Origin of the sequence: Leptothoe kymatousa TAU-MAC 1615, from assembly GCF_018739865.1 — a bacterium.
In the GTDB taxonomy this organism is placed as follows: Bacteria; Cyanobacteriota; Cyanobacteriia; order Phormidesmidales; family Phormidesmidaceae; genus Leptothoe; species Leptothoe kymatousa.
Genome location: NZ_JADOER010000012.1, coordinates 226247 through 249365, shown reverse-complemented (window position 1 = coordinate 249365; position 23119 = coordinate 226247). Strand labels below are relative to the sequence as shown.

Annotated in this window: 17 protein-coding genes; 6 read left to right on the top strand and 11 right to left on the bottom strand. The window is 50.2% G+C overall.

Annotated features, from left to right (window positions below):
* Positions 1 to 196 precede the first annotated feature (196 nt).
* A complete protein-coding gene (locus IXB28_RS14325; RefSeq protein WP_215619281.1) occupies positions 197 to 406 on the top strand; it encodes a DUF2811 domain-containing protein in 210 nt (69 codons plus the stop codon).
* On the opposite strand, the gene IXB28_RS14320 is transcribed toward IXB28_RS14325, so the two are convergent.
* From IXB28_RS14320 to IXB28_RS14305, 4 genes are all read right to left on the bottom strand, one after another.
* The gene (locus IXB28_RS14320) at positions 403 to 1176 is read right to left on the bottom strand and encodes a pentapeptide repeat-containing protein (RefSeq protein WP_215619280.1); all 774 of its coding nucleotides are present in this window, start codon (positions 1174 to 1176) and stop codon (positions 403 to 405) included. The genes IXB28_RS14325 and IXB28_RS14320 overlap by 4 nt on opposite strands.
* Before the next feature lie 182 nt (positions 1177 to 1358).
* Positions 1359 to 2834 (bottom strand): P-loop ATPase, Sll1717 family, encoded by a 1476-nt coding sequence (locus tag IXB28_RS14315; RefSeq protein WP_215619279.1) that lies wholly within the window; start codon positions 2832 to 2834, stop codon positions 1359 to 1361.
* 234 nt (positions 2835 to 3068) lie between these two features.
* Positions 3069 to 4901, bottom strand: a complete 1833-nt coding sequence (locus IXB28_RS14310; RefSeq protein ID WP_215619278.1) for a DUF4114 domain-containing protein — start codon at positions 4899 to 4901, stop codon at positions 3069 to 3071.
* Positions 4902 to 5579: 678 nt separating this feature from the next.
* Positions 5580 to 7478 (bottom strand): ABC transporter ATP-binding protein, encoded by a 1899-nt coding sequence (locus IXB28_RS14305; RefSeq protein WP_215619277.1) that lies wholly within the window; start codon positions 7476 to 7478, stop codon positions 5580 to 5582.
* 475 nt (positions 7479 to 7953) lie between these two features.
* Between IXB28_RS14305 and IXB28_RS14300 the strand changes: the two genes are divergently transcribed.
* Positions 7954 to 9012: a hemolysin family protein gene (locus IXB28_RS14300; RefSeq protein ID WP_215619276.1), complete on the top strand. Its 1059-nt coding sequence runs from the start codon at positions 7954 to 7956 to the stop codon at positions 9010 to 9012.
* A 422-nt stretch (positions 9013 to 9434) separates the two neighbouring features.
* Positions 9435 to 11306 carry an alpha/beta hydrolase gene (locus tag IXB28_RS14295; RefSeq protein ID WP_215619275.1) on the top strand — a complete coding sequence of 624 codons (1872 nt, stop codon included), beginning with the start codon at positions 9435 to 9437 and terminating at the stop codon, positions 11304 to 11306.
* Between the two features lie 2 nt (positions 11307 to 11308).
* On the opposite strand, the gene egtD is transcribed toward IXB28_RS14295, so the two are convergent.
* The 6 genes from egtD to nagA all read right to left on the bottom strand — a co-directional run bounded on the left by egtD (position 11309) and on the right by nagA (position 16869).
* Positions 11309 to 12346 carry an L-histidine N(alpha)-methyltransferase gene (gene egtD, locus IXB28_RS14290; protein WP_215619274.1) on the bottom strand — a complete coding sequence of 346 codons (1038 nt, stop codon included), beginning with the start codon at positions 12344 to 12346 and terminating at the stop codon, positions 11309 to 11311.
* A 72-nt stretch (positions 12347 to 12418) separates the two neighbouring features.
* Complete coding sequence (locus IXB28_RS14285) at positions 12419 to 13693, bottom strand: SUMF1/EgtB/PvdO family nonheme iron enzyme (RefSeq protein WP_215619273.1); 1275 nt, start codon at positions 13691 to 13693, stop codon at positions 12419 to 12421.
* Positions 13671 to 14465: an ergothioneine biosynthesis protein EgtC gene (gene egtC / locus IXB28_RS14280; protein WP_215619272.1), complete on the bottom strand. Its 795-nt coding sequence runs from the start codon at positions 14463 to 14465 to the stop codon at positions 13671 to 13673. Before egtC ends, IXB28_RS14285 begins: the two co-directional genes overlap by 23 nt.
* A 25-nt stretch (positions 14466 to 14490) precedes the next feature.
* A complete protein-coding gene (locus tag IXB28_RS14275) occupies positions 14491 to 14871 on the bottom strand; it encodes a DUF423 domain-containing protein (protein ID WP_215619271.1) in 381 nt (126 codons plus the stop codon).
* Between the two features lie 21 nt (positions 14872 to 14892).
* Positions 14893 to 15588, bottom strand: a complete 696-nt coding sequence (bchM, locus tag IXB28_RS14270; RefSeq protein WP_215619270.1) for a magnesium protoporphyrin IX methyltransferase — start codon at positions 15586 to 15588, stop codon at positions 14893 to 14895.
* A 141-nt stretch (positions 15589 to 15729) separates the two neighbouring features.
* On the bottom strand, positions 15730 to 16869 hold the full coding sequence (gene nagA / locus IXB28_RS14265) for an N-acetylglucosamine-6-phosphate deacetylase (protein ID WP_215619269.1): 1140 nt from the start codon (positions 16867 to 16869) through the stop codon (positions 15730 to 15732).
* A gap of 106 nt (positions 16870 to 16975) precedes the next feature.
* On the opposite strand from nagA, the gene purE reads away from it, so the two are divergent.
* The 3 genes from purE to IXB28_RS14250 all read left to right on the top strand — a co-directional run bounded on the left by purE (position 16976) and on the right by IXB28_RS14250 (position 21711).
* The gene (purE, locus tag IXB28_RS14260) at positions 16976 to 17524 is read left to right on the top strand and encodes a 5-(carboxyamino)imidazole ribonucleotide mutase (protein ID WP_215619268.1); all 549 of its coding nucleotides are present in this window, start codon (positions 16976 to 16978) and stop codon (positions 17522 to 17524) included.
* A 419-nt stretch (positions 17525 to 17943) separates the two neighbouring features.
* Complete coding sequence (locus IXB28_RS14255; RefSeq protein ID WP_215619267.1) at positions 17944 to 19404, top strand: ammonium transporter; 1461 nt, start codon at positions 17944 to 17946, stop codon at positions 19402 to 19404.
* A gap of 279 nt (positions 19405 to 19683) precedes the next feature.
* Positions 19684 to 21711 carry a DICT sensory domain-containing protein gene (locus IXB28_RS14250; RefSeq protein ID WP_215619266.1) on the top strand — a complete coding sequence of 676 codons (2028 nt, stop codon included), beginning with the start codon at positions 19684 to 19686 and terminating at the stop codon, positions 21709 to 21711.
* 9 nt (positions 21712 to 21720) lie between these two features.
* Here IXB28_RS14250 and IXB28_RS14245 read toward each other — a convergent pair whose 3' ends face one another.
* Entirely contained in the window at positions 21721 to 22908 is a 1188-nt protein-coding gene (locus IXB28_RS14245; protein WP_215619265.1) for an AMIN domain-containing protein, read from the bottom strand.
* Positions 22909 to 23119: the final 211 nt, after the last annotated feature.

Genomic DNA, 23119 nt, shown 5'->3' with positions numbered 1-23119 from the left:
AGACAGAAATGGGGGGCTGAGGGCCATTGCTAATTTTGTTGGGGTCCTGCACAATGAAGCTCCACTGCTTCACATACCTTCAATCTTCCTGCCAGCAAGGGCTTTCAGCGATTCCTAGCATGTTTGCCAATGCCCTTGCGAGGGGGGAGAAAAGTATGAAGCACTCAAATTTTGTATGCAAGGGGCGCTATCGCTTATGACTCCAGGTGCAGTTACTGTCAGTCTCATGGTGGAAATTCCTGAAGACCTATACACATCCATTCAGGATTATCTCAAGACCCATGAAATGTGGAGCCAGGAACGCATGATGCAAGCTGCTCTGTCTTTATTCTTGTTGCAGAATGGGGTGAATCATCCCCGGGTAAACAGTCTCTATCTGGATAGTCTGTTTAGTTATCCTGCCTAGGCGTAAGGTTCACCATGGGGAGCATGGTCAGAACAGTCACGATCCAGTTGCTGACCATCGGGCATGATGGTGCCACACAATCGCGCCCCTTCCAAGTCCTCAATGTGCAACTCTGCCCACCACAATTCGGCTTCAGTCAGATCAGCGTCCCACCACTTCACCTGCCATAATTCTGCATTGCGCAAATTTGCCCCTTGCAAATTACAGCCTTGAAGGTTGGCGCCTTTCAGGTTAGCATTTTGGAGATCAGCCGCTTGCAAGTTAGCCCCTTGCAGATTGGCCCCACTCAGATTCGCCTGCTGCAAATTCGCCATACACAAATTGCAATGGCTGAGCTCTGCATTAGGCAATGAAATACTGGCCAGGTTGGCATTAGGTGCTTCTAAGCGCTGTAGCGAGAGGCCATCCCGATGAAGAGCTTCTAGGGCTTGATACCGTGCATAGCTCACCTCCATTTTGGCGGCAGCGGCCATATCGATCACTTGCCAAGCTTCATAATGTCGTTGAGCTCGCCGCTCGGGTGCCCCCTTAATGTAGAGAATGACGGCGGTGACGGCTGCAATCGACTCTACATCGCTCAACAGGGTGCTAATTAGCTGCCAGTGGTGGTCTTGTATTTTGGGTGCAATGATTTGCTGAATTTCGGGCGCCTCAGCTAGGATCTTGAGGGCTAGCAACAAAACCACAGCTAGGGTTACAACCAGCCATGTAGGCACTGATTGCATCCAACGTTCAATGGGGTGGCTCGGACGCGTTGCTCTCCATCTCATAGGGTAGATTTTACAAGGTTAGCCACATGATGCCGATGCAATCATACAGGGGAGAACAACCAACTCAATTCAAAGACAGGCCGCATTGTGCTCCAGAATGATTGGATTCACCACATATAGCGGTATCATATGCTCCCATACATCGACCGATAGGCTACAGCAGTGGTTTAGGCAGACATTGTCTAGACGGACATATCTTTGAGATGGAGAAAGCTGGTACAGGCTGGATGAATGCGAAAGCGTTCGATGTTTTCTAGGTTAATAGTGGGCACTTCATAGTGTCCTAGGTATGCGCCAGACAAGCTGGTGCGGCGGTTGGTACGTCTGGGTACCCAGGCCTTTAAAAAGCCAATTTTCCACAGAATTTGCTTAAGTTCTAGATAGTCCATATCGAGAATCCAGCCACTGGCCAGTTCTACGTCGTACTCACCACAGACCGTTGCTAGCAGGAGGTAGTCTAGATCTTCTTTGTCGTAGTGGCTGCGCTTGCCTCGAAAAATTTCAAATACGTCTAGTAGATGGGGATATTGAAACCGGTATTCTGAGGCTAGGTCCCGTGTCTTTTGTTCAGAATAGTATTCTTCTGCGGCTGCGATCGCACCTTCATCAATGCGACGCCCCGCCAACGAATACTCAATATGTTCAGCACAGAGCTTACAAAACTGGAGCAACTCCCGAGGTCGCAACTGTGTGCGATCAATAATGTAATCCAACGTTTCCGTACAGCTAGACTGCATCTGCGCTACAAAAACAGATTGCCAGAGCTTGGGGGCATCTAAGCGAGCGGCCTGGGGAAACGAATGCACGATCCGCCGCCCAATCAACTCCAGCAGCTCATTTCTCCCCCACCGAATCACCTCCACATCCTCACGAATTTTCTGAGCATCCTCATAAATCTGAGGAATATTATCAAACAGCTCCTGACGAATAGAGATATAAACCCTAAGGTTTGGACTAATTAGATTCAGCTTCTGAGTTGCCTGAAATAGACCAGCAAGAAAAAACTTGGCATCTTCCGAGTTATCCCACCCCTTATCCAACTCATCAATCAAAATTTTGATTTTGGTATTGTTGAGAACCGCCTGCAAACTGGGCAGCAAGGTTTTAATTTCCTCAAGACTATAGAGGGCCTGTAGATCTTGACTGCGCAGCCCCCCCGCATAGGTACCTGTTTTTACCTGCTCAATCCGCTTGAGATAGTCCACCAAAATAATGATGGAACTATTTTGCTGAAAGAGCTGATGACTCGACGCATAATCGTAAATATTTTTTGTTGGCCCCAAAAGCAAACCACGCTTAGTTTGGGCAATTTTTTTAAAAATTAGTGTATAGAGCAAATATTGCCAAGCTACCGAGTAGGCACTTTGCTTACGCCAAAAACCATCCTCTTCACTAGACAGATGATCCGACAGTAGCTCATAGGAATATTCTTCAGGGGATAGTTCAAGGACTAAATGCCCCTTGCGGGTTTCAGTGGCCGCAATGTACTTAAAAATGGCACTTTTACCCGTACCTCGATTACCCACCAAAATCGTCTTACGACCACTGAGAAACTTTTGGTACGTAACGTTCTCATAGAAATATTCGGCCAGACCGAGGTTAATATCACGCTCAGCAGAGTCTGATCCTAAATTAAGTTCTCTGAGGTCTAGTCGCATGGGACACGAAGACAAAAAACTATTGTGAACCAGTTTATCGTGTCCTTGAAATTGGCCATAGTACCCTTGAGGGACATTGCCTAGAAATACAAAGTCTGCTGCAAAGAAATTCTTTGCAGCAGACTTTGAGATGATTAACGAGGGAAACGCCACGGTTAACGCAGCGACTTCGCCAAAAGCCTATGGCTGCTCAAGAGCAGCATTCACATAGGTCGGATCTATCTGAATAACTCCCTATGCAATGTCATAGCTAATCACAATGTCATTAAAGTCTCTATCACCAAGACCCGCTTGATCTTCAAAGCCAAAGGTATTGACACCAAGCTGCTCAAAGCGATCCAAACCATTAGTATTGGCACCGCTGAAGCTAACTTCAACGTTGTCAGTAGAACCGTCAATCATGACATAGACACCAACCTGCATACCAGCAGTGAGTGTGGCATTAAAGGTCTCAACCTGACCATTGGTACCACTCAAATTAATATCCAGACTGTTAGCAAGAACCGCTGCGTCGTATCCCGAATCGCCTGGCAGCAATACGTTCCCATTCACATCGGTAACAGCTCCGTTAGCGCCTACTTCGTAGAAGCCGAGGACGTTGTCTTCCGCAGCTTCACGATAGATAGAGCCGCTAATGGTGACGGTGCCCGTTAAACCGCTAAGGTCAATGGCAGTGGCATCATCAGTCAAGAAATCAGTCTCTGGAGCTGTGGCAAAAGCCGTACTGAACTGAGTACCATCGTCAAAGGCGAGGGAGAATGTGCCATCGTCAAGAGCGGTAAAGGAACCAACACTGGTGACACCTTTCTCTTCCAGTTGCACCGTAATGTCAGAGACATTAGTTAAGGCACCGGCGAGAAGATTAAACGTGGGCTTAAAGCTAGGCAGAGCATTGCCCTGATTCTCCACGACAGAAAAGGAGTCAAGCAGCTGACCCGTTGCACCATTAAAGATGCTCAACGCAGCGGAACTCACAACGCTGGAGAGATCCAGTGTGAAACCTAGACCGGCTGCATTGCCAAGATCAAACGACAGGGTATCTCCATCCGCAGTTGCTTGGGGAGAAATACCAGGCGTGGTCGTAGTTGTAGGAGTGGTCGTAGTCGTGGTCGTGGTCGTGGTTGTAGTCGTGGGAGTCGTTGTGCCATCGTTAGTGACGACATAGGATACGTTTCTGCCAAGAGGTGCTGCCGTTGGCAGCTCATCTCCAGTGGCATCAACAATATTTTGGCTATCGGAGAGGGCAATTCCGACTGAGCCATTGAAGTCTGCTAAATCACCACCAGACACAGTAATGTCATACAGAGTGCCTTGGGCGGCAACATCTTCCACATTGACTCTAAACACGTCAGTGATTGTAGCCGTCGTGACGTTAGTGCCGTCACCAGTGGGAATCCAATCCTCAACGCTGACATTGTCAGCGGATTCATTGAACACAACACGGAACCGCAAAGAATCATCGGCGGTTTCACTATCACCAAGCAGCGTAACTCGATCTAACCGCAGGGTGTCAGACTCATTACCTGTGGAATCTACAACGGTCTCTTCTCCAGCGCCTTCTTCTCCAGCGCCTTCTTCTCCAGCGCCTTCTTCTCCAGCGCCTTCTTCTCCAGCACCTTCTTCTCCAGCGCCCTCTTCTCCAGCGCCCTCTTCTTCAGTGGGATCTTCGATTACAGGGGGGGCACTGACGTCATCGGAGTTGACGGTTACAACGGTGGGCGCACCGTCGCCAAGGCGTACCGCATCTAGGGTTCTGGGGGCCTCTGAAAGGATGTTTTGTCCATCACCGGACGTAATTTGGGCACCAGGAGCAAGACCCAGGGTCACATTACCGGTGAAGCTAGCCAAATCGCCACCAGTAACCCTTACGTTAAAGCGATCTGTGTCAGCATTGACAGGAATAATACTGGTAACCTGTGCGGTGCTTCCTCCAAGGACTTGTAAGTCTGTGACATCAACGGAAGGAACAGTATTAGCGTCGGTCGGGCCAGATAAAATAACACGAAACTCTAGACCACCATCCGGATTTTCATCACGTACGGAAACTCTATTGATAGCTGCAGGCATAGTATTTTTGTTTTCTAGTTGTTTAAGTGAACAGTTAATAGGTGTTCGAAATGAGCGCCAGGTGATGCATAAGTGGCTTGTTATTCATCCTTGCCAAGATTTGAAGCCAGCATGTAACCCACAAGCGACGGGGCTGGCTTGCATGTAAGTAGGTATGCAAAATTTTCAAAAAACTTTGTTCGAAATGCTTAACTTTCAGCGCATATATTCCAAGAGATCGCTTTGTAAAGCATTTACCTAGGCACTTACGTGTTTGGACAAGAATGTTTTATTGAAAGTTCCGGGGCTAGAAAAAGTCTCGAAAAAAGACGCTATTAATTACGCCATAAGGCTTTACGCTTATCTCTCTTTTTCTCCACTCCAGGAAACTACTTAGCCTTTCGGGCCATATTGGCTGTATCCCGATAGCATTGAGTGGAATCACGAAGGCTTAATCAAACAGTAAACTGATGATTAAGAAGTATTACACAAAACCACGAAACCCTTTTAGGACAGGCTTTTCAAGCCTCATCTTGACACTCAATTAAGGTTTAACCGTATACCCCCATCTACTTCTTAAAAAAGAAGAGACCTCAGTAATGACGCTGGGGCTTGCATCAAAGACTCATTAAAAAGGAGATTTTTGCGTTATCTTCCCGCAGTTGTTAAGTAGCCATATAGAGTTTTAAGCGAGGCAACTTAGGAAACCATTGCACCTCGAGCGGTTTGCAACTCTTGAATACGCTCTAAGGTGCCGGCAGGAATCGCAGAGATTAGTTGTTTTGTATAGTCCTGCTGGGGATTGTTGTAGATCTCATCCGCTGGGCCTAGTTCTTCGAGTTTGCCTTGGTTCATGACCATGATGCGATCGCTCATAAATTTCACCACACCCAAATCGTGGGAAATAAACACATAGGTCAGCCCAAACTCCGCCTGCAGTTCCTTTAGCAGGTTGAGGACCTGGGCCTGCACAGAGACATCGAGGGCAGACACAGATTCATCACAGATAATAAATTTCGGATTGAGCGCCAAGGCCCGGGCAATACAAATCCGCTGCCGCTGTCCACCCGAAAACTCATGGGGAAAGCGATTAACACAGCCAGGGTCAATGTCCACCCGCTCTAGCAAGTAAGCCACCCGCTCATTCAGGTTGCGCCGGCTGCGAATCACTTTATGAATTTTGAGCGGTTCGGCGATGGCCTGGCCAATACTCATCCGAGGATCGAGGGAGCTAAAGGGATCTTGAAAAATCACCTGCATCTCACGCCGGAGCTTGCGCATTTCGCCCTTGGGCAACTGACGAATATTACGTCCTTCGAAGAAAATATTGCCTGCCGTCGCTTCCACCAGACGTAATAGGGCGCGACCTAACGTGGTTTTACCACAGCCAGATTCTCCCACCAGCCCAAAGGTCTCCCCCCGATACACATCAAATGACACATCATCTACGGCCTTAAACATACGGGTCGTTTGGCCAAACACCCCTTTAACGGGATAGCCCACCTGAAGGTTTTGCACCGTTACCAAGGGGGATTCACCGGTAATTTGCTCTAAACGACTGGCTGTTTCTGCGGCAGTTACCTCTGCGGTCAGGGCTGAGGCGGCATCCGCATCAAAATGACGCGCAAAAATTTTCACTTCGCCGTTAGGTTCATCTTGCACCTGCATGTAGTCAGCGACGGTGGGCAGCTTACGCAGTCGCTGTTCAGGTCGAGGGCGACAGGCTAATAGCCCTTTCGTGTAGGGATGCTTTGGGTTGGCAAACATTTGATGGACTGGCCCATATTCCACAATTTTGCCGCGATACATCACGGCAACATCATCAGCGATTTCAGCAATGGTGCCGAGATCGTGGGTGATAAAAATCATCGACATAGACCGTCGATCGCGCAGATCCCGTAGCAGATCGAGAATGCGCGACTGGACGGTCACATCTAAGGCCGTCGTCGGTTCATCGGCAATCAGCAAAGCCGGATTACACGCGATCGCCATGGCAATCATGACCCGCTGTAGCTGTCCACCGGAAAGCTGATGGGGATAGCGATTGAGTATGGCTTTTTTCCGTTGCTGTACCGCCCGGGCAATGGCATTGCGATCGCTAAGCTGCTGCTCTTGGGCAACTAGTTCCGCTAGTTCTTCATCGCTTTGCAATAATTTAACTTCCTGCAATGCCTCAATCACCAGCTTGGTAGCTTCGGTTTTAGACACCGGATTGTGCTGTTGAATCGCTTCGATAAGCTGAAACCCACAGGTATAGACCGGATTCAAGGAACTCATCGGCTCCTGAAAAATCATCGAGATCTGCTCACCCCGATAGGCCTGCATTTGTTTTTGCGCCACCTGACGCAGATCCACCGTTGAGTTAGCAGCTTGGTCTGAAAACAAAATTTCTCCCTGGGTAATCCGCCCAGGAGGCGTGGGAACCAACCCCATTACGGCTAAGGATGTCACCGATTTACCTGAACCTGACTCGCCCACAATCCCTAGGGTTCGCCCCCGTTGTACCTGAAAGGAAATACCATCGACGGCTTTAATCACACCATTGGCAGTGTCAAATTCAACCTTGAGGTTACGTACATCGAGAATGGGGTCGCTCATGGATGGCAGATACTACTAAGGACTCAAAAGCTAAGGCGAAAAGCAGAAATACTGACTGGAACAGCCACTTTTACTAACTAAACCAAACACAGCATCAAGAATGCATGATCCATGATGGCAGAAAACCAATGGTGACTTTTGTATCTACATTTCAACTAGACAACTATATTTAGAGGTAGACATTGTAACTTCGGCGAATCTGCCCTGGCGTAACGGTACGTCGGATCGGTATGTTGAAATATCCATTACCCTCACGAAAGTACCCATAGTATTTGGGTAAAACCGATATCAGGCGATCGCATATGGTTATTTAGCCAAAATCATAGCAATCCTTCGCCGTTGATGTTTTGTCGTTACTAATTTAGAGGATGCGGCAGTCTGCATAAGATAGGCGTTATCGCAGTATCTTTCAGATAGAAATCCTAACGACAATTAGCAACGACGACTCTCTAAATGTGTTGTCTTTTCTCCCACCATGGCCCAACTTGCGATCGCAGTTTTGATCGTTATTATCGGTTCCGCTATCTGCTCAGGTACTGAAGTGGCGTTACTATCGCTCCCCCTTCTCAAAGCCAGACAGCTTGCCCAAAATCGTAATCCAGCAACCTTAGCACTCCTCGCCATCCGGGAAAAAGTCAGTCGACCAATTGCCAGTATCGTCATTCTCAATAACATTTTCAACATCGTTGGCAGCTTTATCGTTAGCCGCATTGCCGCAGAAATATTCGGCAATCTGATGCTGGGAATTTTTTCAGGAATTTTGACCTTTCTCATCATCCTGTTTGCCGAAATCGTACCCAAAACCATTGGGGAACGCTACGCAGAACAATTTGGATTGTTGGTCGCAGTCCCCGTGCGCAGCCTCACCTGGTTAATGACCCCAATAATTCTGGTCCTAGAAAAACTAACCGCACCGCTGGTAAAAGGCAATCATCGGCCAGTCACTAACGAGGCGGAAATTAAGCTGCTAGCCATGCTCGGCTACCAAGAAGGCCTGATCGAAGACGATGAAGCGGAAATGATCCAAAAGGTCTTTCGCATGAACGATATCGCGGCCAAGGACATCATGACGCCGCGGGTAGCCATCACCTATATCGAAGGACACCAATCCTTAGAATCGGCCCAGCAAGAAATTATGCAGTCCCAGCATAGCCGGATTATCGTCACCGGAGAGGAGCTGGATGACGTCCTGGGGGTCGCCCTCAAAGCCGAGTTGCTGGCAGCCCTAGTCCAAGGACGGGGCCAAGATCCTGTGAATAGCTGTATGCGCCAGGCGCGCTATATTCCGGCCACAGAACGGTCCGATAAATTGCTCAAAACATTTCAAACCGCCCGCGAGCACTTGATGATCGTTGTGGATGAATACGGTGGCGTCTCCGGTGTGGTCACCCTAGAAGATGTACTGGAGGTTTTAATTGGTGAAATTGTTGATGAGACAGACCGCAACGTCGATCTCCAAGCCCTAGCGCGCCAACGTCGCAGACGGTTGCTCCAACGGCAAGGGTTCCAAACCGATTTAAATCGAAACCGATAGCAGTCTGCAAATCCACCCATGGATTTAGACACGGCATGGATGTCGCTCGATAAAATTAATATGCTGCCAGTGGGGTAGTGCAAGTGGGGGCCACGTTTACCCGCTGCATCACAATTTTTCGAGTCCATGGCAAACAATAAGGCCATGGGTGACAGACGAAGGAACCTCGCAAAGCCGGTAGACCAGTAGAGCCATTGCTAGACGCTATTTAAAGGTGTCCGGCATTACGATCATTTGCCATGAAGGAAGGTAGTAGAGTCCGGTACATCAATCTCCATAAACCTCGACGCTAGCAACCAGTAAGAATTAATTTTGATTGCTATGTTAGGGATACTCCGACGTTTTTAAATGGTCTGTGGGCATTGTTGATGTAACCCAGAGGCTTAGTGCAAAATCGTCCGTTTACCATGTTTCGCTCAGCCATGACCCATTCTGCTCGTGCAGCATCCTATTCACCGTTTCGGCATATCCAGCATTTCAGGCTGGATATACCCACTAAAAAATGGCGATCAATGCTCTGGAGTGGTGCGATGGCCCTAGGTATGACCTTAGGGTTACCGGCCCAGGCTGCGGAACGGATTAATATCCAGGTAGGCCCCATTAAGCAAGCTCTTTATGTCAGCGATTTAGAAGAATTTGCCAAAACCGGGCAGGTTCCCCCTCGCTTGCGCCTGTATGCGGGCTTCCTCACCCCCGACATTCAAGCCGTCTTAAATAATCGGCTACTGTTAGATCCGGTCATGGCCGATCGCATGGTTTCGGATATTTTGGCCTCTCCGAACGGTGAACTCTTACTCACTTCCTTGGCCCGCATCGCCCCTGATCTGAGCGTGGAACAAATCCGCTTAGCTATCCATGTAGCCGCCAAGCAAACCAACGGGCTGAATATGCTCGGGGTTCTAAAAGCTGTCCCCCAAGAAACCTTGGATGTTGATTTAACAGCGGCACTGGCATTAATTTCACAGCTGAATCTTTCCCGACTCGAAGGAGACGCTCTCAGTAGCGTACTAGAGCAGGAACTATTGGTCGGAGATGGGCTGAATATTCCTGACGATATTCAGCCAACGGACGCTGGCTCCGTGGAAATTACCCAGCGTTCTTTTAAGTTTGTGGATCGAGAGCGCGATCGCACCGTCCCCGTAGACCTATACGTACCAGAACAGGCCAAAATTGAAGACGCGCCACTAATCGTACTTTCCCATGGCTTTGCCGCCGATCGACGCTTCCTCACCTACATTGGCGAACACCTTGCCTCCCATGGCTTCACGGTGGTCGCAGTGGAACACGTAGGCAGCAATGTAGACGCCCTCAACAACACCCCCTTAGATCCAGCAGCTGTCGAAGAACCCAGTCGAATTTTGCCCGCCAGCGAATTTCTAGACCGTCCCCGCGATATCTCCTACGTCTTAGATCGATTGGCATGGATGGAGCAAGTCTCCCCCATGCTGGCGAACAAGTTTGATACGGAACAAGTCATTCTCATTGGCCATTCCCTCGGGGGCTATACCGGCTTTGCCTTAGCGGGTGCCCAGCTAGACCTATCAGCGTTACCGCCCTTTTGCGACAGCCTTACCCCCGTGGGCCTCTCACCAGCGGATTGGCTACAGTGTGCGGCCGTAGAACTGCCGGTCGTCAGCGCCGATTTAAGTGATTCGCGCATTGTGCAGGTCATTGCCATGAACCCGTTGATTGGCCGCCTATTCGGACGGAAAGGCCTCAGCGATGTCACCGTCCCCAGCATTATCTTGACTGGGACCAAAGATGGCGTCACACCTACCCTAGCGCAGCAACTGGGCCCCTTTAATCAACTCCAAGGAGACAATCACCATCTAGTAGCGGTCATTGGCGGCACCCACCTCAGCGTTGGCGACCCAAATAACGTCAACGCAGCGCTCACCCAGATTCCATTTATGCCAGAACTCTCGGGGGTAGAAACGGCACAACTGCGGCAATATCTCAAAGCCTTAACCCTCAGCGTCGCTATGCAACAAGGCGCGGAAGCAGAAATCTACCAAGCCTTCCTCCAGCCCGCCTATGCCCAGCAGTTCTCCACTGGCACACTTCCCCTACGCATGACCCAAACCTTACCCGACGGCATCCAAAGCTGGCTGAGGACGGTTACCCCTGAACAGGCCCGTGCGGAAACCGACACACTCCTCTCCTGGGCTCATCTTAAAACCTTGGATGCCAGAGAATTCCTAGGTAAAACCCATCGCCAAATGATGGCCTATCTCCGTCAAGAACAAGTATCGGTAACTGTCCTCTATTGGCCTATGGGTTTACCCGGGATTTGACCTTAAACCTTTTGAGCCAACATCAACCCAAACCAGTTACGCTCATCCGTAAAAGTATGAAGGGTTTTTAAGCCATGGCTAGCTAACTGCTGTTCCAGTTCAGCAGGGGAAAATTTACGGGAAATTTCCGTCAGCAATCGTTCACCGGCACCAAATTGCACCGTCAAATCTAGCTGTTTCAAAGACACGGACTGATCACACTGGCTTTCTAAATACATTTCAATTTGGTGCTCATGCTCGTTATAAAGGGCCACATGGCGAAAAGCATCCAAACAAAAATCGCCATCATAGCGATAGTTTAAGTGCCGCAGCATATTGAGGTTAAACGCAGCTGTCACCCCCTGGGCATCGTTATAGGCCGCTTCTATGACGTCAAGTTCTTTTTGCAGATCCAACCCCAATAAAAAAAACTGCCCCGGCGCTAAGGCAGCCCCCACCCGCTGCAAAAATTGGCTACTTTGCAGGGGCGGTAAATTTCCTAAAGTACTGCCAATAAACATGACCATACGAGTTGGCAACTGTAAACTGGGCAAGGCATTGAGGGCCGGCTCATAGGTGCCGATCAAGCCATGAATACCCAGACTAGGGTAGTCCTCTAGCAAGGCGACAGAGCTTTCCTGGAGAATACTGCCACTGACATCGATGGGAACATACCGTAAAGGCCAGTCCCTAGCGGCATAAGCACTGAGTAGAATTCGGGTTTTTGTAGCACTACCACTGCCTAACTCCACAAGCTCACACGGACCTGTGAGCTGGGTTATCTGCTCAGCATAGGTCTGAAAAATGGATGCCTCAGTACGGGTGGGATAGTACTCTGGCAACATGCAAATTTGCTCAAAGAGTTCTGACCCCTGCTGATCGTAAAAATATTTAGGGGGTAAGGATTTTGGCTGCTGGGTTAGGCCATGAATAACATCTTGCCCATCGGGGACGCCCACAGCTGTCGAGGGATTGCTTAAATTGAAAAGGTCAAGGCGGTCAATGGAATTTTTGGCAGTAGACGCAGAACTGGAACTGTTGAAAATGGTAGAAGAAGCCATAAAAAACGGGGATCAACAGGGCCAGTGTAGCTTGGGAATATGGCCTTCGTAGGCCAGGTGGGCCACAGCACCTTAGGAAGCACAGCGAAACCCCATGAATAACTCCCGCACATGGGGTTCGTACCAATTACGAAAACTTGGCCGCAACCCCCAGGGACGAGTTGCCCAACTGCCCCCACGCAAGACTCGATGACGATCATCAAAATAGGTAGCTGAGTACCCCTTATAGGGATATGGCTGAAAACCAGGGTACGGGCGAAACCAGCTAGCGGTCCATTCCCACACATTGCCCAACATGTCGTAGCAGCCATAGTCGCTGCTTGCATCTGGATAAACGCCCACCGGACTGGTATGGCCCAAACGATGATCGCAATTGAGCTGATGAGCCTGTAATAAGCTAGGTAATTTGTGAGCGAGCCCCTTGCTCGCCAGAGCCCACTCCGCTTCTGTGGGTAAGCGCTTATGGACAAAGCGGGCGTAGGCACTCGCTTCATACCAGTTCACACCACAGACTGGGTGATGCCGAAAATCTTGCCAGCGTGCTTCAGGCCAATAAAGGGGCTGTTGAATCGTCGGGGCTGTTGACTGCAGCCACCGCCAGCCATCGTCGCACCACCATTGCCGCGCTTGGTAGCCCCCAGACTCTATAAACTGGACATATTGCCCACAGGTCACAGGGGTGGGATCGATCTGAAAAGCGTCCACGTCCACCCAATGGCACGGCTGCTCATTATCCATGGCAATATCCGCTGCAAGTGGTGTTAAACGCCCGTCTAACCCTAGACCCACCGAACTGGCAGATACATGCACCATACCGGTCGGAACCGTTGCACATTGCATAGGGACGGGCTGCTTTAGAGGCGTCACTTGCCCATGATGCTGATGCAGCGCCATCACCAAAGACATGGTTTCACTGTGCTGACTTTCATGTTGAATCAACCAGTACCACAGACGGGTTTGCCCCTCTAGTGAAACTGTTTCTAAATACGCTAGGGTCCGCTGACGAATGTCGGCTAAGAAATTGAGCAATGTGTCTACATCAGGCAAGTGCTGACGTTGGGCCTTAGGCAAACCATCGGCAGCAAAAAGGATGCGATAGTCTGGATAGGGACAGGGCTGTTGGGCCAAATGCTCCAAAATCCAGAGAGATTCGGTAAAGGCGATGTGCCCTAAATGCCATCCCACGGGGCTAAAGTCGGGGTGCGCTTGTGCTTGCAACACCGTGGGACTAATGCCGGCAATGAGGTCTAAAGTGCCTTGACGACAGCGTTGAAAAGCTTTGTATATGTCGCTTCGCAACAGCTCCTCCGGAGCCACTGCGCCATCAAGAGACGTGGGAAAAACCATAAATGTGTGGAGTCAAATCACTCATTGATACTGCCAAACTGTGGGCTTGGGCCACTGGCTGCCAATTGCCGTCAAACAAAGGTTCAGAGGCAAGAATAATCCCCTCGGGCTGGCGCAGCATATAAAACGAAGGTGCTTTTGCTTGGTTATCGAAACGAGCAGCCACGAGTTTTTGCCCATCCCCCATGATGATGACACCGCTAACCCTGACCCCGTAGTCATTGGCCAACGACTGAATCATATCAATGGCTTTTTCTAAAGCATGGTGCAATAGGAGCTGGGGATTTGCCTCCATGAGATGGGTAATTAATGCAAAAATGTGCTCGGAGTCGGTCAGGCCATAAATGTTTTGATAGGCTGCATCGCCAATGAGGTCACGCATGGGACGATACAACGTCTGTCGAAATTGATCGATATAACCGTTATGCACAAATAGCAACTGGCCATGGCGAAACGGTTGGCAGTTACTAAAATCTAGCGGCAGTCCCGGCGTAGCGCTGCGAATGTTAGAGACAAAGGAACGCGCTTTTATATACCGGCAAAGATGGGGAAGATTGGCATCATTCCAAATGGGCAATACGTTGCGATAAACAAAGGGATCAACCGTTCGATCATCGGGGTGATGCCAGCCCAGGCCAAAACCATCCGCATTCAATAGCGCAACTTCTAACTCCTTGGGTTGATAACTTTGGGTTACCAGTGAATGCTCGGGGGCAAAAATGAGATCTTCTAAGGGAATTGGCTGTCCTAAGTAAGCAAGTAAGCGGCACATATCAAAGGCAAACAACAGGGATTCCTTAGTTTGTCAGAGAGAATGCAGCGATGGCTAACAGTGCCCAGCCGAAAATCAAAGCAACACCGCCGAGGGGAGTGATAATGCCTAAAATTTTGATGCCCGATAAGCTCAGACCATATAAGCTGCCGGAAAAAAGCACGATGCCGACTATAAATGCCCAACTGGCATAGCTAAACCAGGGGCTATCTGGCTGCTGAAGCCACAGCAGGCCCACCAAAAGCAACACCAATGCGTGATACATCTGATAGCGGGTGCCTAACTCAAAGGTGGATAGGGATTTTTCGGTCAGTTGAGCTTTGAGTGCATGGGCACCAAAGGCTCCACCCGCCACAGACAAGCCCCCGAAAATGGATGCGATCGCAAGACACAAACGTGGGGTCATAAACGCTACACCAAATACAGCCTAATCAGAGACCTTAACAGCTTCTACCAAACGGGAAAAGTAAAACTGAGTTGCCGTAAATTCCTTGCGCTTAATTTGCCAACCATTGGCCTCCAGTGCGGCACGCACATCCGCTTCGCGATGGAGATACGCACGGGTTGCCTTACTAGGCCCAGGGAAAAATTCACCAATGCGCTTCAGCACAGTGTAAAAGGGATTTTTGGGTGCAAAACTCAGAATTAACCGTTCTTCCGCCAGAGAACTTAAATGCGCAATCATATCCCGCGCCTTTTCCTGAGGGTAGTGAATGAGCACGTCTAAGCAGACCACGGTGTGGTAGCTGCCCTCCAAGGTTTCTAAGTCCTGGGCATCAAATGTGGGCTGAGCCCCCTCAGACAACCATTCCTTGGCCCGATAGCTGGCTTCCTCTACCATTTTCTCAGAAATATCGCTGGCAGACACCTGGGCCCCCATAGCCGCCAGGGGAATGCTGAGGCTACCGACACCACAGCCAGCATCACAAACCGTCAAACCGTCAGCATTACCATCCTGCTTAAACCAGTAGAGAACATAATCCACGGTTTTTTGATGGCCGTCTCGAATATCACGCTGAACTTTATTGACCTGACCATCTCCGTAGATGCGGCTCCAACGATCGAAACCTTGGGCATTGAAGTAATTGCGAACGATCGTTTTATCGTCAGTTGCACTCGTCATAGGAACGGTCGGCGGGGTATTTCTCTACGGTCAGATCCTATTACGTTTTGCCCCTTATTAACTAAACCGATTACGGCAGCGGCCAACAGCCCATCGCCCCTAGGCTGAGGTGGGCCGATCCATCGGGTGTGGCGGACGCCCCTAAATCCGTTGCCAGCTCAAGGCTGCACCATCATGATGCCAACGCAATAAATGGGTAACCTGGCGCGGAGCCAAGGTGGGCATTCCTAGAGCCTGGCGCGGCCGCTCTGTCGCTAGAACAATGGCTTCCTCAACACTGCAAAGGCCCCATTGCACCAAATTTTTCACCCCATCCAGCAGGGGGCGCGTGGTGCCCGACAAGGTGCCATCGGGCAGCCGTGCCGTACCCTGTTGGACCTCAATTTCACGACTATCCCAGGGGTAGGTGCCATCGGGCAAACCCAACGGAGACAGGGCGTCGCTCACCAGAAAAAGACCGCCCTCACCCTGGGCAGGGGTGCCTCGTCCTGCCCGTAGCAAGAGGTCCAACATCGTCGGGCACACGTGTTGGCCATCGGCAATCACCCCAGCAAAAATCTGCGGCTGCGTCAGGGCAGCCCCCAACAAACCGGGTTCTCGATGGTGTAACCCAGGCATGGCATTAAAGGCGTGGGTGACCATCGACGCCCCCTGGGCAAAGGCCGTTTGGGCTTGGGCTGCCGTCGCCAAGGAATGGCCAAGACTGACGGTGATATTGTGCGATCGCAACCAAGGAATAACCCCAGACTCTGACTCCAGCTCAGGGGCTAACGTCATAATCTTGACCACATCCACATAATCGGCCAACAAAGCCTGGACAGTCTCCATGGCCAGGGGTTGCAAATGTTCGCCAGGGTGAGCGCCCCGCTTCACTGGATTCAAAAATGGCCCCTCCAAATGCGCCCCCAAAACCGTCGCAGACTCGGGACGTTCCCCCATCGCCTGGTAGGCCTGAATCACCGAGAGACTCCGCCGAATTTTAGCCCCATCAGCCGTCACAATCGTCGGCGCAAATGCATCTACCCCCTGATGCCACAAAAAATCAGCCGCTTTCCCCAACTCCTCGGGCGTTGCAAGGTCTGGAAACGCTAACCCCAACGCACCATTAATTTGCAAATCCACCCCACCGAGGGACACCCAATCTCCTGCAAGGTCAATCGCTTGAACAGCATTAGCAGCCACCTTTGCCATGGGCAAAATAGACCGTAGCTGATGGTCCACAATCTCCAAACAATAGAGACCTAGCCTCTGTGGAAGACGCACATTGAGCAAAATTGCCATAGATTCTTGAAGCGCAAATCTTTGTCAAAATCATCCCACAGTAACCCGGTAGGCTAACAACATCCTCCCAGCTAAAGTTGGAAGGATGTTGTTAGTCTTTCCCCCTATGACTTCTCCCCTCATCGGCATCGTCATGGGCAGTGACTCCGATCTACCCACCATGGAGGCTGCTATTAACGTCTGTGAAAACTTTGACATCCCCCACGAAGTCGCGATTGTATCGGCTCACCGCACCCCCAACCGCATGGTGAAATACGCCCAAACTGCCGTTGAACGAGGCTTAAAAGTAATCATCGCCGGAGCCGGAGGCGCCGCCCACTTACCCGGCATGGTTGCAGCCCTAACGCCTTTACCCGTGATTGGGGTCCCCGTCAAAAGCCGCACCCTTCAAGGTATCGACTCGCTATATTCCATTGTGCAAATGCCCGGGGGTATTCCCGTCGCCACGGTGGCCATTGGCAATGCCAAAAACGCAGGATTGCTAGCGGTACAAATTTTAGGGACCTGTGACCTAAAACTCTTGCATCGGGTCCAGGCCTATCGACAAGAACTCGAGCAAACTGTCCTCAAAAAACAGCAGCGACTAGAAGAACTAGGTCCACACACTTATCTCAAGACCATGTTTCCGGCCGACAGCCAAGAGGCAAATCGCTAAATCCACACAGCCAGACAAGCTTATTTCCATAAACTTTTGTAACCAACCCCAAATAAGCAGGCCTGAAATCCCCTAATATTCCACCCACACCAGCTTAGTGTATTCTCTGATACAGAATGACTTGGCCGAAATTGGTGGAATCTATCTACATAGATACGTGCGATGCATCTGCACGAGCATACCTATGTTGTTAGCCGTGTGTGATTTGGATTTTGCTTTCTTGAAGTGTGAACATTTTTAATTTCTTTGTTAAGTGTTCCCAAGAATTAGTGAGTCCATATCATGAGCTCAGACCTTTCGTCGGTCATTGAGTATCTTGAACTGTCAAGGTCCCCTCACACGAAAGCTCTGCTGTTTAAGATTTATTCTCTAACAGTAGATTTTGTTGATTGGATTGTGTTGTAGGAACGTCTGTTGAGATGTCTAGTCTAAATTTCAGCCGCAAGGCAAGACGGCGTAAATCGTCTGTCTGGGATAGTTACGCGCCACCATTTGATCAAATGGCGAAGCGCTTTTTCGGTAGAAGCTTTTCTTGGGCTTGGTTAGCTTGTATTCCATTGGCTCTCGTTATTGTTGCCACTTGGAACACCGCAGCCCATGCTCAGGAAGACGCAATTACCCCTGAGAATGTTCAGTTTGTTTTAGACAATATCTGGGTGCTGATAGCAGCCATCCTGGTAATTTTCATGAACGCTGGTTTCGGCATGTTAGAAACCGGCTTCTGTCGCCAGAAGAACGCTGTTAATATCCTTTCCAAAAACTTAATTGTTTTTGCTCTAGCCACATTGTCCTTCTGGGCAATTGGTTTTGGCCTCATGTTCAATGAGGCAACTCCTGTTTTAGGTTTGGGCAACTTCTTCTTGTCCGGTTTGTCTGCTGACGAACCCTATGCAGGGAACTTAACCGCACCTGTATTCTTCCTATTCCAGGCTGCCTTTGCAGGTACTGCAGCAACCATCGTTTCTGGTGCAGTTGCTGAGCGTATTAAGTTTGTAGACTTCATCATCTTTAGCATTCTGCTAACCGCAATTTCTTACCCCATCACTGGTCACTGGGTATGGTCTGGAAATGGCTGGCTGGGTGCTCTACCTACTGGTGGTTTCTCTGACTTTGCTGGTTCCACAGTTGTGCACTCCGTTGGTGGCTGGGCCGCTCTATGTGGTGCCGCCATTCTTGGTCCTCGGATTGGTAAATACCAAGACGGTCAAATCAATGCCATCCCTGGCCACAACATGAGTATTGCTACTCTTGGCTGTTTGATTCTTTGGATTGGCTGGTTTGGTTTCAACCCTGGTTCTGAATTAGCGGCTGATGCGGCTGTACCTTACATTGCAGTAACTACTAACCTGTCTGCTGCTGCTGGTGGTGTTGCTGCCACATTTACCGCTTGGATGATGAGCGGTAAGCCTGACCTGTCCATGATTATCAACGGTATCCTCGCTGGTCTTGTGGGTATTACCGCTGGTTGTGCAGGTGTTGGCTTCTTTGGTGCCGTTATCATCGGTCTGATTTCTGGCGTATTAGTTGTCTTCTCCGTTGGCTTCTTCGACAGCATCAAGATTGATGACCCCGTTGGTGCTGTCTCCGTCCACCTTGTATGTGGTATGTGGGGAACTCTAGCCGTTGGTCTATTCGACACATCCGCTGGTCTTTTCTACGGCGGTGGCATCGGTCAGCTGATTTCTCAAGTTATCGGTATTGTTGCCATTGGCCTCTTTACCGTTGTATTCAGCTCCATCGTTTGGACTATTCTTAAGTCTGCCTTTGGTCTACGTGTTTCTGCAGAAGAAGAACTCAAGGGTTTGGATATCGGTGAGCACGGCATGGAAGCATATAGCGGTTTCCTAAAGGACACTAGCGATATGGGCGGTGTTGCATAGGAAAAACTTTAATCGCTGACGTTTGTACAGCTGATTAAGCGCTATTTGAAAGCGATTTCCTCAAAATGCGTAGCTTCTTTTTGCAGAAGCTACGCATTTTTTATGGGGTCTACACCAACAGAGAAAGGACGTTTGACCTTTAGTGATGGATGCTTAGGGGTGTGCATAGTGATAGCTTCCCCTAAGCTTAGTTACAATTCCACCACGGCTTGAATCGGCGCTGATAATGTTGGTGAAGTTAAGGTCATTACTACTAGCATTAATTCAAGCGTAGAGTGAATGGGCAATCCGTCGTCAGTTCTAGATGAGTTGCTTGAGGTCCTACCCTCGTTAAGGCCTCAAATGTACTTCAAAACATCGCTGACGGCTCTTTCCCATGCGATGGAAGATCAGGTGTTGGCAGGAAACGAGCAGCCTTTGATGATTGCGAGTTTTCAGCAGGAACGCTTTTATCGCCAAGAGGCCCATAGATATTTACGTCTAGCTGAGATTACGCCTCAAGTTTATGTGCTGGCAGCAGCGGATACTCAATTTGCCGATAGTCACGGCGCTGCGGCCCATGAAACCATTGCCTTTAACTCAGATGATGCTTTAGTGCACGAATGGCATTTGGTGGTTCTAGGCCAAGAATATACAGCGTGTTTAATCTGTAGGGAACACCATCAAAGCAGTGCCAAGCAGCCAAAAATCTTAAGCGGTGCACCGGCCCTAGACCAGAGTCGTCGATTCGAGGGTATTTGGACGCTAGATCGTCATGTTTGTGAGCGGGCCGCCCAGATTTTGCTCCAGCGCATTGGTAGCTATCGGTCTGATCTGGCACAGAAAGTTTCGGCGGCCCAAGCGCAGTTTTTGCCCACGGGCCTATTAGAAGATTCATCTCCTGACGATGAAGTGGCAGAAGCGTCTCCGTTTGCGCAGCGACTGGTGACCTATGTTCAGGCGAGTCAGTACAAGCTGCTGAAGGCCTATAAGACTATGGCCGCGCAGGAAAGTCGAGAGCGGTTAATTAATTCCATTACGGCGGCCATCCGTCAATCGTTAAATCCAACTGAAGTATTTGCGATCGCAACCCACGAACTCGGCCAACAAATCAACGCCTGCCGATGCATCATCTATCGCAGTAGCCGCCGGTCCACCAGTGTTGACATTCACCACGAGTTTCGCCAGCCCAACGTAGATCCCCTCAAAGGCCAAACATGGCCTCTACTAGACAATCCCCTCTTCCAACAGGTAAAAAACGACCGCGAATCGATCACCCATATCGTAACGCCCCCCACCCCGTCCAAAAGCAAGAAACTGAGCGATAACTCACCCATCCACACCCTGTTTCAAAAGTGGGATATCAGAGCCTGCCTATTAGTGCCCTTAATTTATCAAGACCGCCTACTGGGAGTAATCGAACTACACCAATGTCAAACGCTCCCTCAACCATGGAATAAAAACGATATTCGCCTGGTCGAAGCCGTTGCCGCTCAACTCAGTGTGGCCGTTATCCAAGCAGAAGCTTACGCCAACCTAGAAAACCTCAACCAGCAACTAGAAGCCCTCGACCGCACCCGCAGCAACCTAATTGCCATCACCGGCCACGAACTACGCACCCCCCTATCCACCATTCGAGTGTGCTTAGAAAGCATTTTTACAGAACCCGACATGCCCCTAGAAATGCGGAATGTCATGTTGCAAACAGCCCTAGAAGACTCGGAACGGATGCAAAGTCTAGTTCAAGACTTTCTCACCCTTTCCCGTCTAGAAAGTGGTCGTATCGAATGGAATTTAGAATCTCTCTCTCTCAGTGAGTGCATTGCCCTAGCGTTGAGTAGCCGTAAAACGGCCCATCACTGCTCAAATATTGCGGTCAATTGCCCTGACAACTTGCCGCTCATCCGGGGCGATGGGGAATGGATTGTGGAAGTCCTCACAAAGGTGCTGGATAATGCCTGCAAATTTACCTCTAGCAACGACAGCATTTCCATCGACGCCACTGTCCAAGACGAGACCCTGGTCAAGGTATCTGTCAATGACACCGGCCGTGGCATTGAACCCGAACGTCTAGAAACCGTATTTGAGCGTTTCTATCAAGAAGAAGGCGCACTGCGTCGCTCAGTGGGTGGCACAGGCTTAGGTCTCGCCATTTGTCGCCAGATTATCGAAGCTCAGGGCGGGAAAATTTGGGCCATCTCTAAAGGGAAAGATCAAGGGACACAAATTAACTTCACCCTCCCCATAGCCACCCAATCATCATCCGCTAAAACACCGGGTCAGACCAAAGGACGAACATCGTCAAAGTCAGTCAAAATTTCGGTCTAACCCCAGGCATCATGGCGTCCTATCGGGCAAAGGTTGACCAAAGGTGATCGGTGTTGGCGTCACGGTTTGTACAATGGTCCGTTCCGCCGCAGGTTGTTGAATTGTCTCCCAAGATTGAGGCGCATTGGGCTCAGCAACCAATGCCGGTTCTACCGACTCTTCCACTAAAGCAACCTGAGGTTCTACAGGCTCTATTTCAGGGGGCGTCACTTCAGATACCGCCGCCACAGGTTCACCAACATCTGCAGCAGGCGAGATAGCAGCCACATCAATGGGCGCCGCCTCCACGGGCTCAGCAGCTGCTACCGGTGCGTCCATGGGCTCAGCCACTACCGGTTCATCAATGGGCGCCGCCTCCATGGGCTCAGCTGCTACCGGTGAGTCAGACGGCACCTCGGCTGGCTGCGCAACCGACACTTGATCGCCCGCTGTCTCTGCCAATAACTCATCGGCTCCAGGTGCCTGCATTTCATCATCGTCATCGACCTGTACCGCCGGCGGCGGCTCGTTCTGCAAGTCAGGCAGAGCGGGCACCACTGGAGCCGATTGATCAGGCGCTGGGTTGGTAGCAGCCACCGCTGCAGTGTCCGCCTCTAAAACAGGCACGGTCATGGGTGGCAGCTCAGGTGTGATCCCAGCGCCATCACTGCCCCCAGCGTCGTTGTCTAGCGGTGGCACACTCACCACCTGACTCGTCCCAGACTCATAGGGGTCAATGGGCAACACCGCCTGGGAAGACTGCTGGGGTATTAAGTTCTCGGCAGCCACACTAACGCCAGGCTCCACATTCAGCGTTGGCGCACTGGCAGACCGATCGCGCTCAGATAAATCGGCAGTCTCCACCTCCCCGGAAATCAGGGGCCGAAAACGCCACTGGCGCTGACCATCTTGATCGTCAAATTGAATATCTGCTTGCTCAGGAGAAAGGACGATATCGGGCGATAATTCAATCACGACCCTCACTTGGTCATCGGCCTGTTGAGCCACACGAATCGTCTGGACAGAACCGTCGTAGCGCTGTTCAGCGGACACCTCACCCACCTGTGTTTCAGGGATATCCAGCACCAGTCGAGGAGGCTCTGCTAAGAGAAAAAATTCTGGCAAAACCGTATCTGGCAAAGAAAAGGTGAGCTCATTGGTCGCTGAATCAAACGACCAATTTTGTAATTCTTCCGCCATAGCAGGGGTCGTCGCCATTGCGATCGCGAACAAACTGCACCCCCACGACCGATAAACCAAGTGCTTGAGCCCCATAATCATCCCTCAGCCCAAACAGGGCAGCAGACTATCAAAAGAATACGCTTCAAGATTAAGGGGATATCGTCAGTTGTCAAGGGGAACCGATCTTTTTGATAAAAATTCCCCCAACTCCTTCCATTCATCGTTCAGGATAGAACCATTAGCCACG

Coding starts and splice junctions, on each gene's coding strand:
- purE (WP_215619268.1), top strand. CDS start 16,976: ATGACTTCTCCCCTCATCGGCATCGTCATGGGCAGTGACTCCGATCTA.
- IXB28_RS14320 (WP_215619280.1), bottom strand. CDS start 1,176: ATGAGATGGAGAGCAACGCGTCCGAGCCACCCCATTGAACGTTGGATG.
- IXB28_RS14285 (WP_215619273.1), bottom strand. CDS start 13,693: ATGGTTTTTCCCACGTCTCTTGATGGCGCAGTGGCTCCGGAGGAGCTG.
- egtD (WP_215619274.1), bottom strand. CDS start 12,346: ATGGCTTCTTCTACCATTTTCAACAGTTCCAGTTCTGCGTCTACTGCC.
- IXB28_RS14295 (WP_215619275.1), top strand. CDS start 9,435: ATGACCCATTCTGCTCGTGCAGCATCCTATTCACCGTTTCGGCATATC.
- egtC (WP_215619272.1), bottom strand. CDS start 14,465: ATGTGCCGCTTACTTGCTTACTTAGGACAGCCAATTCCCTTAGAAGAT.
- IXB28_RS14325 (WP_215619281.1), top strand. CDS start 197: ATGACTCCAGGTGCAGTTACTGTCAGTCTCATGGTGGAAATTCCTGAA.
- IXB28_RS14305 (WP_215619277.1), bottom strand. CDS start 7,478: ATGAGCGACCCCATTCTCGATGTACGTAACCTCAAGGTTGAATTTGAC.
- IXB28_RS14300 (WP_215619276.1), top strand. CDS start 7,954: ATGGCCCAACTTGCGATCGCAGTTTTGATCGTTATTATCGGTTCCGCT.
- IXB28_RS14275 (WP_215619271.1), bottom strand. CDS start 14,871: ATGACCCCACGTTTGTGTCTTGCGATCGCATCCATTTTCGGGGGCTTG.
- IXB28_RS14315 (WP_215619279.1), bottom strand. CDS start 2,834: ATGCGACTAGACCTCAGAGAACTTAATTTAGGATCAGACTCTGCTGAG.
- IXB28_RS14255 (WP_215619267.1), top strand. CDS start 17,944: ATGTCTAGTCTAAATTTCAGCCGCAAGGCAAGACGGCGTAAATCGTCT.
- IXB28_RS14250 (WP_215619266.1), top strand. CDS start 19,684: ATGGGCAATCCGTCGTCAGTTCTAGATGAGTTGCTTGAGGTCCTACCC.
- IXB28_RS14245 (WP_215619265.1), bottom strand. CDS start 22,908: ATGGCGACGACCCCTGCTATGGCGGAAGAATTACAAAATTGGTCGTTT.
- nagA (WP_215619269.1), bottom strand. CDS start 16,869: ATGGCAATTTTGCTCAATGTGCGTCTTCCACAGAGGCTAGGTCTCTAT.
- IXB28_RS14310 (WP_215619278.1), bottom strand. CDS start 4,901: ATGCCTGCAGCTATCAATAGAGTTTCCGTACGTGATGAAAATCCGGAT.
- bchM (WP_215619270.1), bottom strand. CDS start 15,588: ATGACGAGTGCAACTGACGATAAAACGATCGTTCGCAATTACTTCAAT.